This is a genomic window from Actinopolyspora alba (genome assembly GCF_900112765.1).
Lineage (GTDB): Bacteria > Actinomycetota > Actinomycetes > Mycobacteriales > Pseudonocardiaceae > Actinopolyspora > Actinopolyspora alba.
The window spans coordinates 237,076-255,059 of the sequence record NZ_FOMZ01000001.1; the positions used below are offsets into that span (position 1 = coordinate 237,076).

Sequence of the window (17,984 nt, forward strand, 5' to 3'; positions counted from 1 at the left end):
TCCGCGGAACCACTGGGGCGCTCGCGATCACCCCGGGAGTGGTCGTGGAACCACTCCCGGACCGGAACACGGCTCGGTGATGCACCGTCCGAACCGGAAGCGGCAGCCCCCGCTGCCCGAAAGCCCGCCGCCCGACAGCGCCGCCCGAACCGGCGTGCTCAGCGCACGCTCTGCGGACTGTTCGGGTTCTCGTCCAGGTCCTTGCGCAGCTCGCGGGGCAACGCGAACGAGACCTTCTCGTTGGCCGTGGTGACTTCCTCGACCTCACCCCAGCCACGTTCCCGCAGGTAATCCAGCACCTGGAAGACCAGCACGTCCGGCACCGAGGCCCCGCTGGTGACACCGACGGTGTCGACTCCCTCCAGCCAGGACTCGTCGATGTCGCTGGCGTAGTCGATCAGGTGGGAGTCGGTGGCTCCCGCGTGCAGCGCGACCTCCACCAGGCGCTTGGAGTTCGAGGAGTTCTGCGAACCGACCACCAGCACGAGATCGCACTCCTCGGCCATCGCCTTGACCGCGACCTGGCGGTTCGAGGTGGCGTAGCAGATGTCGTCGCTGGGCGGGGCCTGCATCTCGGGGTACTTGTCCTGCAGCTGGTTCACCCGCTCCATCGTCTCGTCCACGCTCAGGGTGGTCTGGGAAAGCCAGACGACCCGCGAGGGGTCGCGCACCTCGACCTGGTCGACGTCCTCCGGCTTGTCCACCAGCTGGACGTTCTCCGGAGCCTCACCCGAGGTTCCCTCGACCTCCTCGTGCCCCTCGTGCCCGATGAGCAGGATGTCGTAATCCTCCCGAGCGAACCGGTTCACCTCCTTGTGCACCTTGGTGACCAGTGGGCAGGTGGCGTCGATGGTGCGCAGGTTGCGTCGGGTCGCGGCCTCGCGAACCGCGGGGGAAACGCCGTGGGCCGAGAAGACCAGCAGCGATCCCTCCGGGACCTCCTCGGTGTCCTCGACGAACACGACGCCGCGGTCACGCAGGTTCCCCACCACGTGCTGGTTGTGCACGATCTCCTTGCGGACGTAGACGGGTGCCCCGTACTTCTCCAGCACGCGTTCCACCGTGTCCACTGCGCGATCGACTCCCGCGCAGTAACCACGTGGTTTGGCCAGCAGAACGCGTTTACCCGACGGGGCGGAGTCGGTGGCTGTCGTATCCTGTCCGGAGTCGGAAGCCTGCGGCGAGGTGCTCATACCGCACAGGGTACGGATGCGGCTCGGAACGGTCAGCAGCCAGCACCGTCCCCGACGGGGCGACGATTCCGATGACGAGGTGGTCCGGACGCGCTCCGGCACCGTGACCACGCGAACAGTGCTCGAGGGGGTCACGAGGCCCCTCGTGGGACCGCGCGGTGCGCGGCACCACTCCGTCACGTGATGACGAGGGCCACGCTCGTGGGGCAAGCTTGACGGTATGCGATCGTTTCCTTTGCCGATTCGGGTGGCAGCGGGGCTGGCGGGCACGGTGGTCGAACAGACCCGCAGGCTGCCCGACCACCTGATCGGTCTGCCCGTCACCGTCACCAGTCAGGCGCTGCAGCTGAGCATGCGGGTGCAGCAGCACATCACGGAGCTGGCGATCAAGGGAGACGACCTGCTCGCCTATGCGCGGCAGACCGAACAGCAGCCCGAGTGGGCGACGTTCGACGAGGACGAGTCGTTCCCCGACTCGAGTCGGGAAGGGACCGACCGGCAGGCAGGGACCGACCGACGGGCGAGAACGAGCAGTGACGAGGCCGACCGCTTCGTGGCGCAGCCGCCGCCGGAACACGAGTGGTCGAGCGAGCGGGCCCCGGAGGACGTCTCGGATCTGCTGCCCGGCTACGAGGAGATGACCCTGCCGCAGCTGCGGGGGAAGTTACGCGGGCTCTCCGAGTCGGACCTGGTGCGACTGCTGGAGCACGAACGGGCGCATTCCCGGCGCCCGGACTTCCTGCAGATGCTGTTCAACCGGCTGAACAACGTACGCGCCGCCGAGCGCGACAGCTGACCGATCGCGGGCGACCCGACGAGCACCCGGTCGGGAACACGACCGTCGAGCCGACCACGGCCGGTCGTGCCGGCACGTGCGCCCGCGACCGGGAGAGTCCGGCCCAACCCGAGTCGTCATCCGAAGGAGCGAGTCCGCTGAGTTCCGCCACCAGCGCCGAAAACCCCTGGCCGGTTCGTACCGTCTCCCGCAAGATAGCGGAGTGGATCAACCGGTTGGGAAACATCTGGGTGGAGGGTCAGCTCACCCAGATCTCCGCACGTCCCAAGGCCACCACCGCGTTCCTGACGCTGCGCGACCCCTCCGCCGACGTGTCGCTGACGCTGACCTGCCCGAACACGCTGCTGCAGGGCATGGACCCACCGCTGACCGACGGCAGCAGGGTGGTGGTGCACGGTAAACCCTCGTTCTACGTGGGCAGGGGAACCCTGAGCCTGCGGGTGGACGAGATCCGCACGGTCGGTGTCGGCGAGTTGCTGGCACGTATCGAGCGGCTCCGCAAGCTGCTGGCGGCCGAGGGACTGTTCGAGACCGCCCGGAAACGTTCCCCACCGCTGCTGCCCGGACGTGTGGGGCTGATCACCGGACGCGGCTCGGCCGCCGAACACGACGTGATCAGCAACGCCCGGTTGCGCTGGCCCGCCGTGGACTTCGCGGTGCGCAACGTGGCCGTGCAGGGTTCCACCGCGGTGCCCCAGATCCTGGAGGCGCTTTCCGAGCTCGACCGCGACCCGGACGTCGAGGTGATAGTGCTGGCGCGTGGCGGCGGCAGCGTGGAGGACCTGCTGCCGTTCTCGGACGAGACGCTGTGCCGCGCGGTCGCCACGTGCACCACCCCCGTGGTGAGCGCGATAGGGCACGAACCGGACTCCCCGCTGCTGGATCACGTCGCGGATGTGCGCAGCTCCACACCCACGGGCGCGGGCAAGCGGGTGGTGCCCGACGTGACCGAGGAGACCAGACGTATCGGACAGCTCACCGACCGCGCCAGACGGGCACTGCGCGGTTGGGTGGAGCGCGAGCAGGGACTGCTGAATTCGCTGCGCAGCAGGCCGTCGCTCGCGGATCCGAAAGGTCCGCTGCGGCACAGGGGCGAAGAGGTGGACGCGCTGCGCCAACGTGGCAGGCGCGCGATGCTGACGGTGATCACCGGGGAGGGACAGGAGCTCGCCGCGACGAGGTCACGCTTGACGGCGCTGGGTCCGGCAGCCACGCTTGCTCGCGGTTACGCGATCGTGCAACGCGCCGACGGTCCGGATTCGTCCATCTTGCGTTCGGCGGAGCAGGTTCGCCCCGGAACGCCCCTGCGGATCCGTCTGGAGGACGGCACCGTACATGCCGTCGTGACCGAGGACGAGTAGCCGGCCGCACCGGAATCCGACGGCACGCCCGCCGCGAGAGGTCCCGCGCGGACCTCTCGCGCGGCGTGAGCCGCGATGACGAGGTTTCCGGCAGTTGAAAGCGCACATGGAGGTCGTGGTGCTGAATCACGGGCGAGAGCCCATCTTCCTCCCCCTCACCGTCGCCGTCACCACTTCGGCGGCCACGGCTCCGGGCACACCCGCCGTGGGTGATGCCCGCGTGGTCCGGAGCCGAGCGGAGGAAACGGACACGGTGGCGGCGGGCTGCTGGGCGGCACTGCTCGGCGGTTGTCACCCTCCGGAGCGACGCGCGTTGCCGACGCAGCTCAGCGCACTCGCGGAGGCGACCTCACGGTACGTGGGCGACCGGTGGTGGTCGGAGCGCGGGGTGGGGTACCGGCGTAGGGTCGCCTCGGCACAACTACGCATCAACGACGCGGTCCGCGAGGGTGACGGCGAGGAGTTCGCCGAGGCCTTCGTGGGCTACGACCAGGCCATCGCCGAGGCGGTCATGTCGGTACAGCAGAACTTGGAAAGAGCCACGCATTGACCAGCAGCGAACCGGAAAGTCCCGACGAGAGCGCGGGGACGGCCCCCCAGAACGCTTCCGAGCACGGAATCGATCCCGAATCCGACCACCCGGACGTCGCCGGACTGGGGTATGAACGAGCTCGCGACGAACTGGCCGAGGTGGTCAAACGGCTGGAAGCGGGCGGGCTCTCCCTGGAGGACTCCCTCGCGCTGTGGGAGCGCGGGGAGGCGCTGGCCAAGGTCTGCGAACGCCATCTGGCCGGTGCGCGGCAGCGTGTGGACCAGGCCCTGGCCGCGGTGGAACAGCACGAGGAGCAAGCGGAACCCGGCCAGTGAGCCCGGCCGCGTTACTGCCCGGGTTCCACGACGGAGGCCCGCGAGACGGCCCGGGCCATCGTGCGGAACTCCCGCTCGTCCCCGTTGCCGGTGATCAGCAGTCGCACGTCGTCACGCTCGCTGACCCACGCCCGTTCCGAACGGATGCTCCGGTAGATCACCCACTTGCGACCTGCCACGTCGACGGTTCCCAACGCTCTGGGCCGCTGTTCGGTCTCGAAGGAGACCAGCTCGGCCTCCGAGGCCGGTGACTGCGACAACCGCACGTAGTGGGTTCGACCGGTCAGCCAACCCACCTGCACGGCGGTGCTGTCCGGGGCTACCTGCCGCACGTCCACGGAGTTCGCACGCCAGCCCTCGGGCAGCCCGGGACGCAGCACCTGGAAGTCGACCCGACGAGCCGCGGAGTCGAGCTCCTCGGAGGCGTTGATGGTGGGGGCCGTCGAGGGGTCCAGCGATGGCCCCAGCGGGCTGAACGAGCAGCGCCCGGTCAATCCGGCTATCCCCAGCACCACGAGTATCAGCGGCAGCATCGCGAACAACATGGCGCGAGGCCCACGGGGCGGACCTCCCGCCGGAGCACTGGATCGATTGTCCTCCGAGCTCTGGTTGCGCTGTTCAGCCACGCCTCGCATGCTCTCACCCACCGGGATGCCCGTTCCGACGCGCCCGCGCGGCGGAACGGGCGCGTGGCCTGCGCCACTTCACCGGAACGGCACGGGCACGGATCTGCGAAGATCCGCTCATCGGCAGGATCACGGGCGGTGAACACTCCGCCCGACCGGGCTCGTCCGTCGGGACGAGGCAAGGCCGGACGACCGACGACGACCAAGGCAGCGGACAGTTACCGAGACGGCGAGTCGCACTCGCCCACGGGAGGCGCCATGAGCAGTTCCAGCACCGCTTCGCACGAGACCACCCGCCATCCCGAGGCTCCCGACCGCAACCTGGCGATGGACCTGGTGCGGGTGACCGAGGCGGCCGCGATGGCCGCGGGCCGCTGGGTGGGACGTGGCGACAAGAACTCGGGGGACGGGGCCGCCGTCGAGGCCATGCGCAAGCTGATCGGGACCGTGGCGATGCGCGGAGTGGTCGTGATCGGCGAGGGCGAGAAGGACGAGGCCCCGATGCTGTTCAACGGCGAGGAAGTGGGCAACCACCACGGACCCGAGTGCGACGTGGCCGTCGACCCGATCGACGGAACCACCCTGTTGAGCAAGGGGATGCCGAACGCCCTGGCGGTACTGGCGGTCGCCGAGCGCAACGCGATGTTCGACCCCTCCGCCGTGTTCTACATGGAGAAGCTGGCCGTAGGCCCCGAGGCGGCGGACGTGGTCGACATCGGTGCCCCCGTGGCCGAGAACATCCGTCGGGTGGCCAAGGCCAAGCAGATCGAGGTCTCCGACGTCACCGTGTGCATCCTGGACCGTCCTCGGCATGAGCAGCTGGTCTCCGAGGTGCGTGCGGCGGGCGCCAGGATCCAGTTCATCTCGGACGGCGACGTGGCGGGAGCGATCGCCGCCGCACGTCCGGACAGCGGGGTGGACATGCTCATGGGAATCGGCGGCACCCCCGAGGGCATCATCACCGCGTGCGCGTTGAAGTGCATGGACGGCGAGTTGCAGGCCCGGCTGTGGCCGAAGGACAACACCGAGCGGGAACAGGTTCGCGCCGCCGGGCACGACCCCGAACGGATTCTGACCACCTCGGACCTGGTGGGCGGCGACAACGTGTTCTTCTGCGCCACCGGCATCACCGACGGGGCGTTGCTGCGCGGGGTGCACTACCGGGCGCAGCGCTGCACCACCCAGTCGTTGATGATGCGTTCCAAGTCGGGCACGGTCCGGCTGATCGAGGGCTCGCACAAGCTGAGCAAGCTCAACGAGTACTCGGAGCTCGACTTCACGAACGGCGAGCCCACCGCGCGCTACGGCCTGCTGCCCTGATAACTCGCGACTGAGTCCGGCCCTCGCGGCCGAATCGGAGCCACCTCGGCCGAGTTCGGGAACCCGCGACCGGCTCCGGAAGCCCGGCACCGGAGCCGTCGCGGGTATCCGGCACACGAGGCGTCAATTTCCCACGAAATCGCCGCGCGGCTCAGCGAAGGCCACCGGCGTGTGAGGCCGGTCCGGCCCAGGTGAGCGTCAATTTCTCGCGAAATCACCGCGCCGGTGAGGGTGGTATGCCCCCACGCGGCGTCAATTTCTCGCGAAATCGCCACGCCGCTGTGACGCAGAACCGAACTCCGACCCCCCCTCGCAATCGGCACCGCCGCGGGTTCTCCCGTGCGGCTCTCGCGAGGACGGTCCCGACGTTGCGTAGTAACTACCCGATGTCGGGGCACCCGCAGCGAGAGCCGTGCGAGAGGTTCCGCCACCCGCACCGCCACGCAGAACGAGCCGACACCCTGTAAGAGACTTCAGCCGGTGTTGGTGGAGTGTCCGGGAAATAGTCGCGCCGAGGGATCGAGTTCCACCGCGATGTTGTTCACGGCGGTGGCGGCCTCGCCGAACCCGGTGGCTATGAGCTTGACCTTGCCCGGGTAGGAGGCCACATCGCCCGCGGCGTAGATCCGCTCCCGGTTCGTCCGCATCGTGGTGTCCACTTTGATGGAACGTTTGTCCAGTTCGAGCTCCCATTCGGCTATGGGGCCGAGTTCGGCGGTGAATCCCAGCGCGGCCACCACGGTCTGGGCACGCAGCACCTTGGTGTCCCCTCCGGACAGTTCGAGTTCGATCTCCCGTACCCGGTGCTCGTCACCGCGGATCTCGGCCACCTCGGCGCCGGTGATCAGCGGTACGTCGAGACGCTCCACTTCCCGGATGAGCCCGTCCTGGGCGCGGAACCTGGCGCGGCGGTGCACCAGGGTGACGCTGTTGGCGACCGGGTGCAGTGCCAGTACCCAGTCGAACGCGGAGTCCCCGCCGCCCACCACGACGACGTCGCGACCCTCGTGCGCGGCGATCTCGGGGATGAAATGCACGACTCCCCGCTCCAGCCAGCCGTCACCGGCGGGCAACGGCCTGGGGGTGAACTCGCCGATTCCGGCCGTGATCAGCATCGCTCCGGCCCGCACGGCACTGCCGTCCCCCAGTCCCACGAGCAGGCCCCGCGAGTCGACGGCGAGGTCGGTGGCGTACCTGCCCAGCAGGTAGGTGGGCTCGTAGCGGTCGGCCTGCTCGACGAGTCCGCTGATCAGGTCTCGTCCCCTGATCTCGGGAAAGCCCGCCACGTCGAAGATCCGTTTCTCCGGGTACATGGCCGTCACCTGACCGCCGGGTTCGGGCAACGAGTCCACCAGCGCGGCCGACAGGCCGCGGAACCCGGCGTAGTAGGCGGCGTAGAGTCCCGTCGGCCCCGCTCCGACGATCAGCACGTCGACCTCGGCGGCGACCTCTTCACCCGACAGCGTGTCGCGACTCATGTCCACCTCGCGCAGTGACGGCAACACCCGGTTTCCAGCGTAGCCCGAGGTCGGGCGCGGTTGGGCGATCAGCGCGCGTCGATCACCGAGTGGCCGAACCCATACTGACCCGCGCGGTCGACACGGTTCACACTTTTCGCATGAGTGAACAGCGATACCGCACCGAGCACGACACCATGGGTGAGGTACAGGTGCCCGCCGAGGCCCTGTACCGGGCGCAGACGCAGCGTGCCGTGGACAACTTCCCCGTTTCCGGGCAGGGACTGGAACGGGCCCAGATCCGCGCGCTGGGGCTGCTCAAGGCCGCGACCGCGCGGGTCAACGGCAAACTGGGCGTGCTGGAGGCGGACATGGCCGAGGCGATCGCCGCCGCGGCCGACGAGGTGGCCGAGGGCCGTCACGACGACCACTTCCCCATCGACGTGTTCCAGACCGGTTCGGGAACCAGCTCGAACATGAACGCCAACGAGGTGATCGCCACCCTGGCCACCCGTTCGCTCGGACGCGACGTCCACCCGAACGACCACGTCAACGCCTCGCAGTCCTCCAACGACACCTTCCCGACCACGATCCACGTCGCCGCCACCGAGGCGGTGCTGACCGACGCGATCCCGGCGCTGGAGCGGCTCGCGGCGGTGATCGAGGGCCGTGCCGCGGAGTGGAGCGAGGTGGTCAAGTCGGGTCGTACCCACCTGATGGACGCGGTGCCGATCACGCTGGGCCAGGAGGCCGGCGCGTGGGCCGCGCAGGTGCGGTACGGCGTGGAGCGGCTGCGTGCCGGGCTGGACCGGCTCGGTGAGCTGCCCATCGGTGGTACCGCCGTTGGCTCGGGCCTGAACGCTCCCGAGGGCTTCGGCGCCGCCGTCTCGTCCGAACTGGCCCGGGTGACCGGTCTTCCGTTGACCGAGGCGCGCAACCACTTCGAGGCGCAGGCCACCCAGGACGGGGTGGTGGAGACCTCGGGCAACCTGCGCACCGTCGCGGTGAGCCTGAACAAGATCGCCAATGATCTGCGCTGGCTCGGCTCCGGCCCCCGGACCGGGCTGGCCGAGCTCGCGCTGCCGGACCTGCAACCGGGCTCGTCGATCATGCCCGGCAAGGTCAACCCGGTGATCCCGGAGGCCACGATGCAGGTGGTGGCCCAGGTCGTCGGCAACGACGCCACGGTGTCCTTCGCGGGCTCGCAGGGCAACTTCCAGCTGAACGTGAACCTGCCGGTGATCGCGCGCAACGTGCTCGAGTCGACGAGGCTGCTCGCGGCGGTGTCCGGGTTGCTGGCGGACAAGGTCTTCGCCGGTGTGGCCGCGGACACCGAACGGACCCGGGAGTACGCCGAGGGCTCGCCCTCCATCGTCACCCCGCTCAACCGCTACATCGGGTACGAGGAGGCCGCCGCCGTGGCCAAGCAGGCGCTGAAGGAGCGCAAGACCATCCGCGAGGTGGTGCTGGAACGCGGCTACATCGAGGCGGGCGAGCTCACCCGGGAGCAGCTCGACGAGGCCCTGGACGTGCTGAGCATGGCGCGGGCCGAGCGCTGAACGACCGTTCCCGTCCGGCCCGGCCGTGCCACGCCCCGTGGGATTCGCCGGGCCGGTTCCGCGCGGTAGTGCGTGCGGGTCCCCACGTGGCGCGGGCAGCGGCTTCGTAACCGGATCCCCCTCGTGCCGGGTCTCCCCTAGCCCCGGCCGGCGGATCCGCTCGCGGACCCTCACCGCGGACTCCCGGAATCGGGCGATTACCTCACGCACCGGGGCCAGTGCGGGCGGGTAAGGCACCACCAGGGTGGACACGCCGAAATCGCACGGCACCGGCTCGTGACGGTACTCACACGACCGTGGCACTATCGTGACGCGATTGCGGCACTCCGGTATAGCTTGCCGCTGGTCGAACGCTGCGGGGACAGGGATTATGCAGAGTCCGGAAACGGAAGTCGGTCCTGCCGAGGACTTCACCGAGCACTTCGACAGCATCCGGTCGCTGGCCCGCGACGGCGACAACGCGGGCGCGATCGAGTTGGCCGACGGGATAGCCGCTGCCGCGACCGATCCGCTGGTGGTCTGCCGGGCCCTGGTGCTCAAGCTCGGCAGGCTGTTCAACCTGGGCCGTGTCCAGGAGTGCCCCGCGGTGTTGGACCGGGCCTTCGGCGTGCTGTCCGAACGGCGGGCACCCGCGCTGCGGGGCCACCTGCACGCGCTGGCGGGGATCATCGCCGCATCCGACTCGTTGGAACGCTGCGTGCGGCACCTGGTGCAGGCGGAGCGCGAACTGGACACCGAGCGGGGACCGACCGAGGACACCGTCACCGCCCGCCACGATCTGGCGGTGACCTACTCCTACCTCGGATTCCACGCCCAGGCCGCGCCGCTGGCCGAACGCTGTTACCGCGCCGGGCAGGCTCTCGGGTTGCCCAGCGGCGACCACGCGCTGCCCGAAGTGGCGGTGCGCTGGGCGGTTTCGGCGGATCACCTGGGCGACACCGAGAGCTGCGTCGACATGCTGCGACGGGTGCTGCGGACCTGGGCCGATCGCACCGAACCGCGTCGGCTCTGGCCCGCGGAGCAGTACTACTACGGCTACGCGGCGGTGCGGCTGCGGGCGCTCGGCGAACGGGCCGAGGTGGATCCCGCGCTGTTCACCGCCGAGGAGCACGGCTGGGAGGTGGCGGACCTGCGGATGCTGGCCGCGGCCTGCGAATCGATAGCCGAGGGCGACACCGCGGCGGCACTGCGCGGCCTCGACCGCCCGACCAGCCCCTACACGCTGGGAAGCGCCGAACCGCACCGGTTGCGTGCTCTGGCACACGCCGCGGACGGGAACCATCGCGCCGCCAGGGAAGCGGACCGGGAGGCCATCAGGACGGCCACCAGTGGCACCGGACAGCTGCGTGATCGGCTGGTGGACGGGACCAGGGCGCAGCTCGACCACGAGGCGCTGCGTCGCACCGTGGAGCAGTACGCCTCGGAGGCGCTCACCGATCCGCTCACCGGGCTGCCCAACCGCAGGCACTTCGACCGCTACGTGGCGCGGTTGACCGAGGAGGGCAGCGATGCCGCGGTGGGAGTCATCGACCTGGACGGTTTCAAGGCGGTCAACACGGTCTACGGCCACCTCTCGGGCGATCTGGTGCTGCAACGCGTGGCGGCCATCCTCGCCAGGACCCTCCGGCAGGGGGATTTCGTCGCGCGTTACGGCGGTGACGAGTTCGTCGCGGTACTGCCGCGTACCGACCTCTCGGACGCACACCGCATCGGGGCCCGGATAGCGAGCGCGGTGGCGGACGGCGACTGGGACGCGCTGGTGGCGGGCACTCCGGTTTCGGTCACGATCGGGTGGGCCGATCTGACGGAACCGTTCGGGTTGTCCGGCACCCTCGAAACGGCGGACAGGGCCATGTTGAGCCGCAAGCGGGCGAACCGGGAGACGGTGGCCGCCGAGACCCCGTAACGGGTGGGTGTCCGATGTCCCGGCACCGCTAGTGAGAAGGTGGGGTCATGAGCAACCGCGGCAGCGAGCCGGATTCCGAGCAGTCTCCCGATATGCCTCCGCCGGTGGAGCTTCCCGACGAGCTGGTGGAAGGCGCGGACCGTTCGATCAACATCGGCGGCGAGCCCACCACGGGAGGCAGGGCCTCCGCTTTCGCGGGGGCGGAGCCGGAGGCCTACGTGGCGGTGCTGGTAACGGAGTCGACCTCGGACTCACCCGACTTCCAACCGCTGTACGAGGAGTCGTTCGTGCTGTTGACGGCTCACTCGGAGGAGGAAGCCCACGAGAAGGCGCGCGAGTACGGCAAGCAGCAGGAGATCAGTTACCACAACGAGCACCAGCAGCTGGTGACCTGGCGGCTCAAGCACGTCGTGGAGGTCAAGCAGATCGAGGACGCGACCTTCGACGACGGCTCCGAGCTCTACAGCAGGTTCTTCCGGGACTACGCGCGGTACCGCTCGTTCGAACCGACCCTGGAGGGCGAGGAGCCCTGACCGCCCGGTTCGGTTCGGGGGCGCGGCTTCGGGTTCGTGGTTTCGCACGAACGCCACGGGCCGGTGGGGGCTGGGACTGGCGAATCGGCACAACATCGCCGTCGACCGGCCACGTACGGGTGAGACGCCGCCGCGCGAGGAGTAGTCTGGCGGGTTGTGCGGTTCTTGAACGGACAACGCCCCACCACGGACCTGACCTACGACGACGTTTTCCTCGCGCCGGTGCGCTCGGGGGTGGAGTCGCGGTTCGACGTGGATCTGTCGACCGACGACGGCTCCGGTACGACGCTGCCGATCGTGGTCGCCAACATGACGGCGGTAGCGGGACGACGAATGGCCGAGACGATCGCCCGGCGGGGCGGCCTCGTGGTGTTGCCACAGGACGTGGCCCCGGAAGCCGTGGCCGAGATCGTCTCCTGGGTGAAGTCGCGACACACCGTGTGGGACACCCCGCTGGTGTTGCACGAGGGCGACGCGGTCGCCGACGCGCTCAACCTGCTGCCGAAGCGGGCGCACGGCGCGGTGGTGGTCGTCGACGACGACAATCGCCCGCTGGGGGTGGTCGACGAGCGGTGCTGCACCGGCGTGGACCGGTTCGCCCGGATCGGCGAGGTCGCCGATCGCGACCCGGTGGTGCTGCCGCTGGAGACCAAGCCACGCGAGGTGTTCGAGTCGCTGCACCAGCGGGGCAGCGAGGTGGCGCTCGCCGTGAACGACGCGGGTGAGCTCGCCGGGATCATGACGCGGCGGGGTGCGCTGCGTTCCGAGATCTACACCCCTGCGGTGGACTCCGAGGGCAGGCTGCGCGTGGCCGCCGCCGTGGGAGTCAGCGGCGACGTGGCGGGCAAGACCGCTGCGCTGCTGGACGCCGGGGTGGACATGCTGGTCGCCGACACCGCGCACGGGCATCAGGAGAAGATGATCGCCGCGCTGCGTGCGATCCGCTCCGTCTCCGGCGAGGTACCGGTGGTGGCGGGCAACGTGGTCACCGCCGAGGGGGTGCGCGACCTGGCCGAGGCCGGGGCCGACGTGATCAAGGTCGGTGTCGGGCCGGGCGCGATGTGCACCACCAGGATGATGACCGGCGTGGGCAGGCCGCAGTTCTCCGCCGTCGCCGAGTGCGCCGAGGCGGCGGCCGAGCTGGGCAAGCGGATCTGGGCCGACGGCGGTGTCCGGCACCCCAGGGACGTGGCGCTCGCGCTGGCGGCCGGCGCGGCCTCGGTGATGGTCGGCTCCTGGTTCGCGGGCACTTACGAGTCGCCTGGCGACATGCAGCGCGACGAGCACGGCAACGCCTACAAGGAGTCCTTCGGGATGGCATCCAAGCGCGCCGTGACCGCGCGCACCCGCTCGGACAGTGGCTTCGACCAGGCGCGCAAGGCGCTGTTCGAGGAGGGCATCTCCAGTTCGCGGATGCGGCTGGACCCCAACGCGCCGGGTGTGGAGGACCTGCTCGACGAGATCAGTTCGGGGCTGCGCTCCTCCTGCACCTACGCGGGCGCCCGCACGCTCCCGGAGTTCCACGACCGGGCCGTGGTGGGGATCCAGTCGGCCGCCGGTTTCGCCGAGGGCAGGCCGCTGCCCAGCGGTTGGTGACCTCTTCCGGGGCCGAGCGACACCGACTCGGCCCCCTTCCGCTCCGGAACGAGCGCAGCCTCCCAGCGCCGGAGTGACTCCGTTCCTCAGCTTTCAGGAGACGCGGCGGGCGCTCGCGCCCCGCGGTGGAGCCTCTCGCGCACCGCTTCGACACCCCGGGCCTCCAGAGACCGGGCACGGCCGGGAGCGTAGTAATACCGATCACGCCTCGACGAAGCGTTACCGGGACCCCGCGTGGGGCGGGGTCCCGCGCGAACGAGCACCGACGTCCGGCGCGTGAGCACTCGGAATCGTTCGAACCGGGAAGACACGATTGTCGAAATCCCGGGATTCGTGCCACGACGGCGAAAATGATGAAGCGGCCATGCCGAGCCCGCTGACCGTCGGTAATTCCGCGAACACTCCCGGCGTCCGACCGCGCCGCCGGCGGAGTAAGCGGCCCCACGCCCGGGCTTCAGTCTACGTAACGGATTACTGATGCACACCGTGTCGAGATCGACTACACATAACGAGTGAAGGTTGGCCCGTTCTACGGGCTCGGAATCACTGAACGAGAGCACCGGGCAGCGAGTGAGCCGAAAAGGCTGATTACCACCAGCAGGTGGTCGAACAGGCGATCGAGCAGTTATGAGAACGGTCTCCCGAACCCCGCCCCACGGAAAGCTGTAGCAATGCAAGAAAGAGAGATTCGCGCCTTCGTGACCATCGCCGACGCCAGGCGTATGGACCGTGCCGCACAACAGCTCGGATATTCGCAACCGGCAATCAGTTACCAGATCAAGTGCTTGGAGAAGTCGCTGCGCACGAAGCTCTTCGAACGAACCCCGGAAGGGGTGAGGCTCACCGACTCCGGGAAGCGGATCCTCCCGTCCGCGCGGGAGATGTTGGCACTCGTGGAGCGCATGAAGCGGATCTCCGAGGTCGGCGGGAACTCAGGGGCCAACGGGGCGGCGTCCGAGCTCGACCACCTGCTGAGCGGAGGGCACGGGGCACCTTCGAACGCCCCACGGTAACGCGCACGGTGGGGTCCGCGGCCGGGAACCGACCCCTGGGGCTCCCGGCCCCGTCCCCCGACACTTCCTCGCACGACCGTGGCCGGAAAGATCAGCGGCGACGGGTGAATCCCACCATCGCCGATCCCAACAACACTCCCCAGACCAGAAACCACATGTCCCAGACGTAGAGATGTCCACGCAGCGCGGTCCAGTCCACTTCTGGCGGAGCGGGAATGATGCCGATCTCGAGTGCCGCGGCGGCACCGACGAGCACTCCTCCGTACCCCACGAGCACGGCCGTTCCCGACCAACCGCACACCAGCAACAACCAGCGGGGGAACACGCTCCCCCACGGTTGAACGAGTGCCAGCGCGAACAGCGCACCCCCGAGTTTGACCAGCACGGTGACGGCGAGCACGAACATCATAACCGGGTTCCGCTCGACCACGGCCCGCGCGAGCCGACCTCCCACCGTCTCGAGGGCGAACGTGCCGCCCAATGTCCAGTAGAGATTGACGATCGCGAACAGCAGCCCGCACCAGAACGCGGCCCAGGCGCTCCGGAGTTGCCCACGGCTCGGGTCTGCTCGGGTGGCGGACGAAGACATCATCACCTTCCTGGAACAGCCAGGTGTGTTCGGGTGTCACGGGGGAGGAGCCGGGTCACGTCCGGTCTCCCCGGGTTCGGACGCGTCGGGACAGCGCGGCGAGCATGTCCCGACGGATGAGCCCGCTGCCTGCCCGGATCATCAGCCAGTAGAGCGCGAACTTCCGCCGGGTGGCCTGATCGGTGGCGTACACACGGGTCTCGGTGGACACAAGAGTTCCGGACCCCTGGCTACGCAGTTCGAAGTTCATCACGACCTTGGTCCACCCCGGTTCGGAGAAGGAGCGGAATTCCGCGTCGTCCCGCGGAGCTCGCTCGGGTCGCACGGGGCGCGCCCCGGTGTAACGAGCCACATCCGCGTGCAGGATCTCGCGCGGTGGATCCTCGATCAGTCGTCGCGGCCCGATCGAGTCCAGGACGAGGAGCTCACCGACCTCGCCCGCACCGTGTCGCCAGGCGGACGGCCCACCGCGCGCACGCAACAACAGGCCCGTGACGCGGAGATCGGCCATGCGCAGCGCGAGCAGCGTTTCGAAGGTTTCCACCTTCCCGGCCGGAACCCACTTCCGATGACGTTCGCGGTAATCGTACTCGGGCATGACTCGTTCGAGCAGTTCGTTCATCGGATCGTCAGATCTCCCCGGGCTCGATTCCCTCGGGTTTCACGCACGCTTCGTGTGATGCGCGTCGGTCGTATTTTCGCTGAACGTAGTAGAGCGAAGCCAGCAGATCCGAACCGGTGATCTCACGGGTATCCGCTACCTGCCCGATCGGCATCGCACCGACCGAGGCCCAGCGCAAACGACCGGTCTCGTCCACATAACTGCGAGCGCGACCCGGATTGTCCGGATGCAGGCAGTACGGTACGTCGAGCAGTCCGCGCTCGAAGGCACGCCCCAACGCGGTTCCCGGATCCTCGCCGAGTTCGAGTACCGCTTCGATGAGCGCACCGGCTTCCTCGTAGATCCCGGTTTCCCGCCGAATACCGCTCGTCCCGGCATTCCCCACCTCGGCGGCGGCAGCGGCGGCCAGCCGGAGCGATCGGACGTTCTCGGCGATGGTGGGAATCCGGTGCGCCTCCGCGGGCGTCTTCACGAGCAGTCTTCTGGCACCGCCGCGGACGGCCAGTTCCGCCGCGTCGCGGAGCAACGCCTCGGCTGCGAGGCGTTCGAAGGGGTATACCCCCATGTAGGCATAGACGACCGTGTGCCAGTCGATGTCGGAGAGGAACTCCTGTCCCAACCGACGAAGTGCCGTCAGCGCTTCCAGATCCTGCTCGGGATGTGTCTGCTGTGCATAGCTCAGTGAAACGCTGGTAAGCCCGTGCGCACGGAAGAAAATCCCCTCGAGGACCGTGAGGGCCAGCAGCAGACTGGGCGGGCACAACTGCCCCAGCATGCAGCCGCCGAAGCTCTCCACGTGCGGGAGCACACCGCGTCCCGACGTCGCCGCGAAACGTTCACAGGCTCTGGCCCACGCCTCGATGGAATCCTCGAGCGGTACTCTGCTGTACGGCAGACAGTAGGAGACCGGCCCTCCCTCACTGGCATCCAGCCCCAGATCGGAGATGGCGGCGAAAATGTCTTCCGGCAGTGGGCAACCGTGCCTTACCTGTACCGGGAACTCACTGCTCCATACCCCTTCGAGAACACTCGCCGTCACCTCGTGGGGATAAGTGACGATCGGGAAACCGTTCAACGACACGCCGTCGTCCAGTGCACGGCGCAACGCCTGGTAATCACCGGTTCTGGTGTAGCTGTCCAGCGTGATCGTTCCAACGGTCGGTACACCCGACCGCCGGACCTCGATCAGTCCCCGTCGCATCGTCTCCGGTGCGCTGAACCCCATTCGGGGCTGCACGACCAGATCGCCGGAACGGTAGGCGGAATCGACGTATCCCCCGAAGGAGGCGGACGGATAGGTCAGCACGCCGGTCCCCTCTCCGAACGCATCGCCCCCGCCGTTGTGGTGGGCAGACTGCGGAGAAAGCTTTCGAGTTCGACGAAGTCCGAGTCGTCGGGGAACACCGCGTCGAACCCGAGCCGCACCAGTTCCCGGATACGATGCCTGTCCGAAGCACCGGCGATGCCGAGTTTTCCACCGATAACGATCGGTATCGACCTCGACGAAGGCCGCGCGCGGAATTCGCCGATGAGATGCCTGCCGTCGGGGTAACCGTGCCCGTTGACGGTACTGATCACGACAACGTCGGGCCGCCAGTCGTCGACCGCGTCCAGCAGGGATGACGTGGGAACGCACGCCCCCAGGTTGCGTACCCGGATACCGGCCTGTTCCAGAGCCAGCTGCAGGAAAACCAGATTCCAGGTGTGCGCGTCCGAGGGCACGCTGGACAGCAGAACGCGCATCACCCCGTCCTCGGCGGACCCAGTTGGACGCACGGGTCCGGAACCGGTCATAACGTGATGCCTCCGTCGATGCGCAGCACCTGTCCGGTTATGTAGCTCGCCCGCTCGGAGACCAGATAGGACACCAGCTCGGCCACCTCGTACGGCTCCCCGACCCGGCCCAGCGGGACCGATTCGAGCGTCTTGGCCCGGGCTTTCTCCGAGACTTCGGCGGTCATATCGGTATCGATGAAGCCGGGAGCCACCACGTTGACCCGGATACCGAACGAGGCCACTTCCTTTGCCAGGGATCTGCTCATGCCGTTGATCCCCGCCTTGGCAGCGGAATAGTTCGTCTGTGTCGGGCTGGCGCTCACTCCCGCGACCGAGGAAACGTTCACGATCGCGCCGCCCTTGCGTTTCATCAGACCGAATACCATGGATCTGCAGAAGTGGAACGTTCCGTTCAGATTGGTGTCCAACACGGTGTTCCACTCTTCGATTCCCATTCGCACCATCGGGTTGTCCCGAACCACTCCGGCACAGTTCACCAAAGTGTCGAACGGACCGATTTCCCGCTCGGCCTCACCGAGAAACGCCCCTACCGCATCCGCGTCGGTGACGTCACATGCCGCGTGGTGGACCCGCGCACCGGAACGGCTCAACGATTCGGCCACGTCCCGCGCCGACTCGGATTCCGAGCGGTAGCAGAACGCGATGTCGAATCCCTCGTCGGCCAGCCGCTCGGCGACGGCTCTGCCGATTCCGCGTGACGCGCCGGTCACCACCGCTCGCCTTCTGCCGGACATGACACCTACTTCCGT

Annotated in this window: 18 protein-coding genes; 10 read left to right on the top strand and 8 right to left on the bottom strand. The window is 68.5% G+C overall.

Annotated elements, in window-relative coordinates:
- Positions 1 to 158: 158 nt before the first annotated feature.
- Positions 159 to 1,193: a 4-hydroxy-3-methylbut-2-enyl diphosphate reductase gene (locus BM150_RS01050; protein ID WP_092922375.1), complete on the bottom strand. Its 1,035-nt coding sequence runs from the start codon at positions 1,191 to 1,193 to the stop codon at positions 159 to 161.
- A 220-nt stretch (positions 1,194 to 1,413) separates the two neighbouring features.
- Between BM150_RS01050 and BM150_RS01055 the strand changes: the two genes are divergently transcribed.
- The 4 genes from BM150_RS01055 to BM150_RS01070 all read left to right on the top strand — a co-directional run bounded on the left by BM150_RS01055 (position 1,414) and on the right by BM150_RS01070 (position 4,217).
- Positions 1,414 to 1,989, top strand: coding sequence for a lipid droplet-associated protein (locus tag BM150_RS01055; RefSeq protein ID WP_092923219.1), 576 nt, complete (start codon positions 1,414 to 1,416; stop codon positions 1,987 to 1,989).
- 137 nt (positions 1,990 to 2,126) lie between these two features.
- Positions 2,127 to 3,350, top strand: a complete 1,224-nt coding sequence (xseA, locus tag BM150_RS01060) for an exodeoxyribonuclease VII large subunit (RefSeq protein WP_092923222.1) — start codon at positions 2,127 to 2,129, stop codon at positions 3,348 to 3,350.
- Positions 3,351 to 3,468: 118 nt separating this feature from the next.
- Complete coding sequence (locus BM150_RS01065; protein WP_092923225.1) at positions 3,469 to 3,900, top strand: hypothetical protein; 432 nt, start codon at positions 3,469 to 3,471, stop codon at positions 3,898 to 3,900.
- A gap of 68 nt (positions 3,901 to 3,968) precedes the next feature.
- Positions 3,969 to 4,217: an exodeoxyribonuclease VII small subunit gene (locus tag BM150_RS01070; RefSeq protein ID WP_092923227.1), complete on the top strand. Its 249-nt coding sequence runs from the start codon at positions 3,969 to 3,971 to the stop codon at positions 4,215 to 4,217.
- 11 nt (positions 4,218 to 4,228) lie between these two features.
- On the opposite strand, the gene BM150_RS01075 is transcribed toward BM150_RS01070, so the two are convergent.
- Positions 4,229 to 4,852 (bottom strand): DUF4245 domain-containing protein, encoded by a 624-nt coding sequence (locus BM150_RS01075; protein WP_092923229.1) that lies wholly within the window; start codon positions 4,850 to 4,852, stop codon positions 4,229 to 4,231.
- Between the two features lie 249 nt (positions 4,853 to 5,101).
- Between BM150_RS01075 and glpX the strand changes: the two genes are divergently transcribed.
- Positions 5,102 to 6,163, top strand: a complete 1,062-nt coding sequence (glpX, locus tag BM150_RS01080; RefSeq protein ID WP_092922378.1) for a class II fructose-bisphosphatase — start codon at positions 5,102 to 5,104, stop codon at positions 6,161 to 6,163.
- 473 nt (positions 6,164 to 6,636) lie between these two features.
- On the opposite strand, the gene BM150_RS01085 is transcribed toward glpX, so the two are convergent.
- Positions 6,637 to 7,641 (bottom strand): NAD(P)/FAD-dependent oxidoreductase, encoded by a 1,005-nt coding sequence (locus tag BM150_RS01085; protein WP_092923232.1) that lies wholly within the window; start codon positions 7,639 to 7,641, stop codon positions 6,637 to 6,639.
- Positions 7,642 to 7,781: 140 nt separating this feature from the next.
- Here BM150_RS01085 and BM150_RS01090 point away from each other — a divergent pair, with 140 nt between their 5' ends.
- The 5 genes from BM150_RS01090 to BM150_RS01110 all read left to right on the top strand — a co-directional run bounded on the left by BM150_RS01090 (position 7,782) and on the right by BM150_RS01110 (position 14,227).
- Positions 7,782 to 9,179 (top strand): class II fumarate hydratase, encoded by a 1,398-nt coding sequence (locus BM150_RS01090; RefSeq protein WP_092923235.1) that lies wholly within the window; start codon positions 7,782 to 7,784, stop codon positions 9,177 to 9,179.
- Positions 9,180 to 9,549: 370 nt separating this feature from the next.
- Entirely contained in the window at positions 9,550 to 11,085 is a 1,536-nt protein-coding gene (locus tag BM150_RS01095; protein ID WP_092922381.1) for a GGDEF domain-containing protein, read from the top strand.
- A gap of 47 nt (positions 11,086 to 11,132) precedes the next feature.
- The gene (locus BM150_RS01100) at positions 11,133 to 11,618 is read left to right on the top strand and encodes a DUF4288 domain-containing protein (protein ID WP_092922384.1); all 486 of its coding nucleotides are present in this window, start codon (positions 11,133 to 11,135) and stop codon (positions 11,616 to 11,618) included.
- A 156-nt stretch (positions 11,619 to 11,774) separates the two neighbouring features.
- A complete protein-coding gene (locus BM150_RS01105) occupies positions 11,775 to 13,214 on the top strand; it encodes a GuaB1 family IMP dehydrogenase-related protein (RefSeq protein WP_092922387.1) in 1,440 nt (479 codons plus the stop codon).
- Between the two features lie 671 nt (positions 13,215 to 13,885).
- A complete protein-coding gene (locus tag BM150_RS01110; RefSeq protein ID WP_092922390.1) occupies positions 13,886 to 14,227 on the top strand; it encodes a LysR family transcriptional regulator in 342 nt (113 codons plus the stop codon).
- Positions 14,228 to 14,318: 91 nt separating this feature from the next.
- On the opposite strand, the gene BM150_RS01115 is transcribed toward BM150_RS01110, so the two are convergent.
- Genes BM150_RS01115 through fabG form a run of 5 tightly spaced genes read right to left on the bottom strand, consistent with a single transcriptional unit; the run spans position 14,319 to position 17,969 of the window.
- Positions 14,319 to 14,819 (bottom strand): DUF3995 domain-containing protein, encoded by a 501-nt coding sequence (locus BM150_RS01115; protein WP_217641289.1) that lies wholly within the window; start codon positions 14,817 to 14,819, stop codon positions 14,319 to 14,321.
- A gap of 52 nt (positions 14,820 to 14,871) precedes the next feature.
- Positions 14,872 to 15,438: a hypothetical protein gene (locus tag BM150_RS01120; protein WP_092922395.1), complete on the bottom strand. Its 567-nt coding sequence runs from the start codon at positions 15,436 to 15,438 to the stop codon at positions 14,872 to 14,874.
- Positions 15,439 to 15,445: 7 nt separating this feature from the next.
- A complete protein-coding gene (locus BM150_RS01125; protein ID WP_092923238.1) occupies positions 15,446 to 16,741 on the bottom strand; it encodes a methylaspartate mutase in 1,296 nt (431 codons plus the stop codon).
- Complete coding sequence (locus BM150_RS01130) at positions 16,738 to 17,181, bottom strand: cobalamin B12-binding domain-containing protein (protein ID WP_092923241.1); 444 nt, start codon at positions 17,179 to 17,181, stop codon at positions 16,738 to 16,740. Before BM150_RS01130 ends, BM150_RS01125 begins: the two co-directional genes overlap by 4 nt.
- A gap of 47 nt (positions 17,182 to 17,228) precedes the next feature.
- Positions 17,229 to 17,969 (bottom strand): 3-oxoacyl-[acyl-carrier-protein] reductase, encoded by a 741-nt coding sequence (gene fabG, locus BM150_RS01135; RefSeq protein WP_092922398.1) that lies wholly within the window; start codon positions 17,967 to 17,969, stop codon positions 17,229 to 17,231.
- Positions 17,970 to 17,984: the final 15 nt, after the last annotated feature.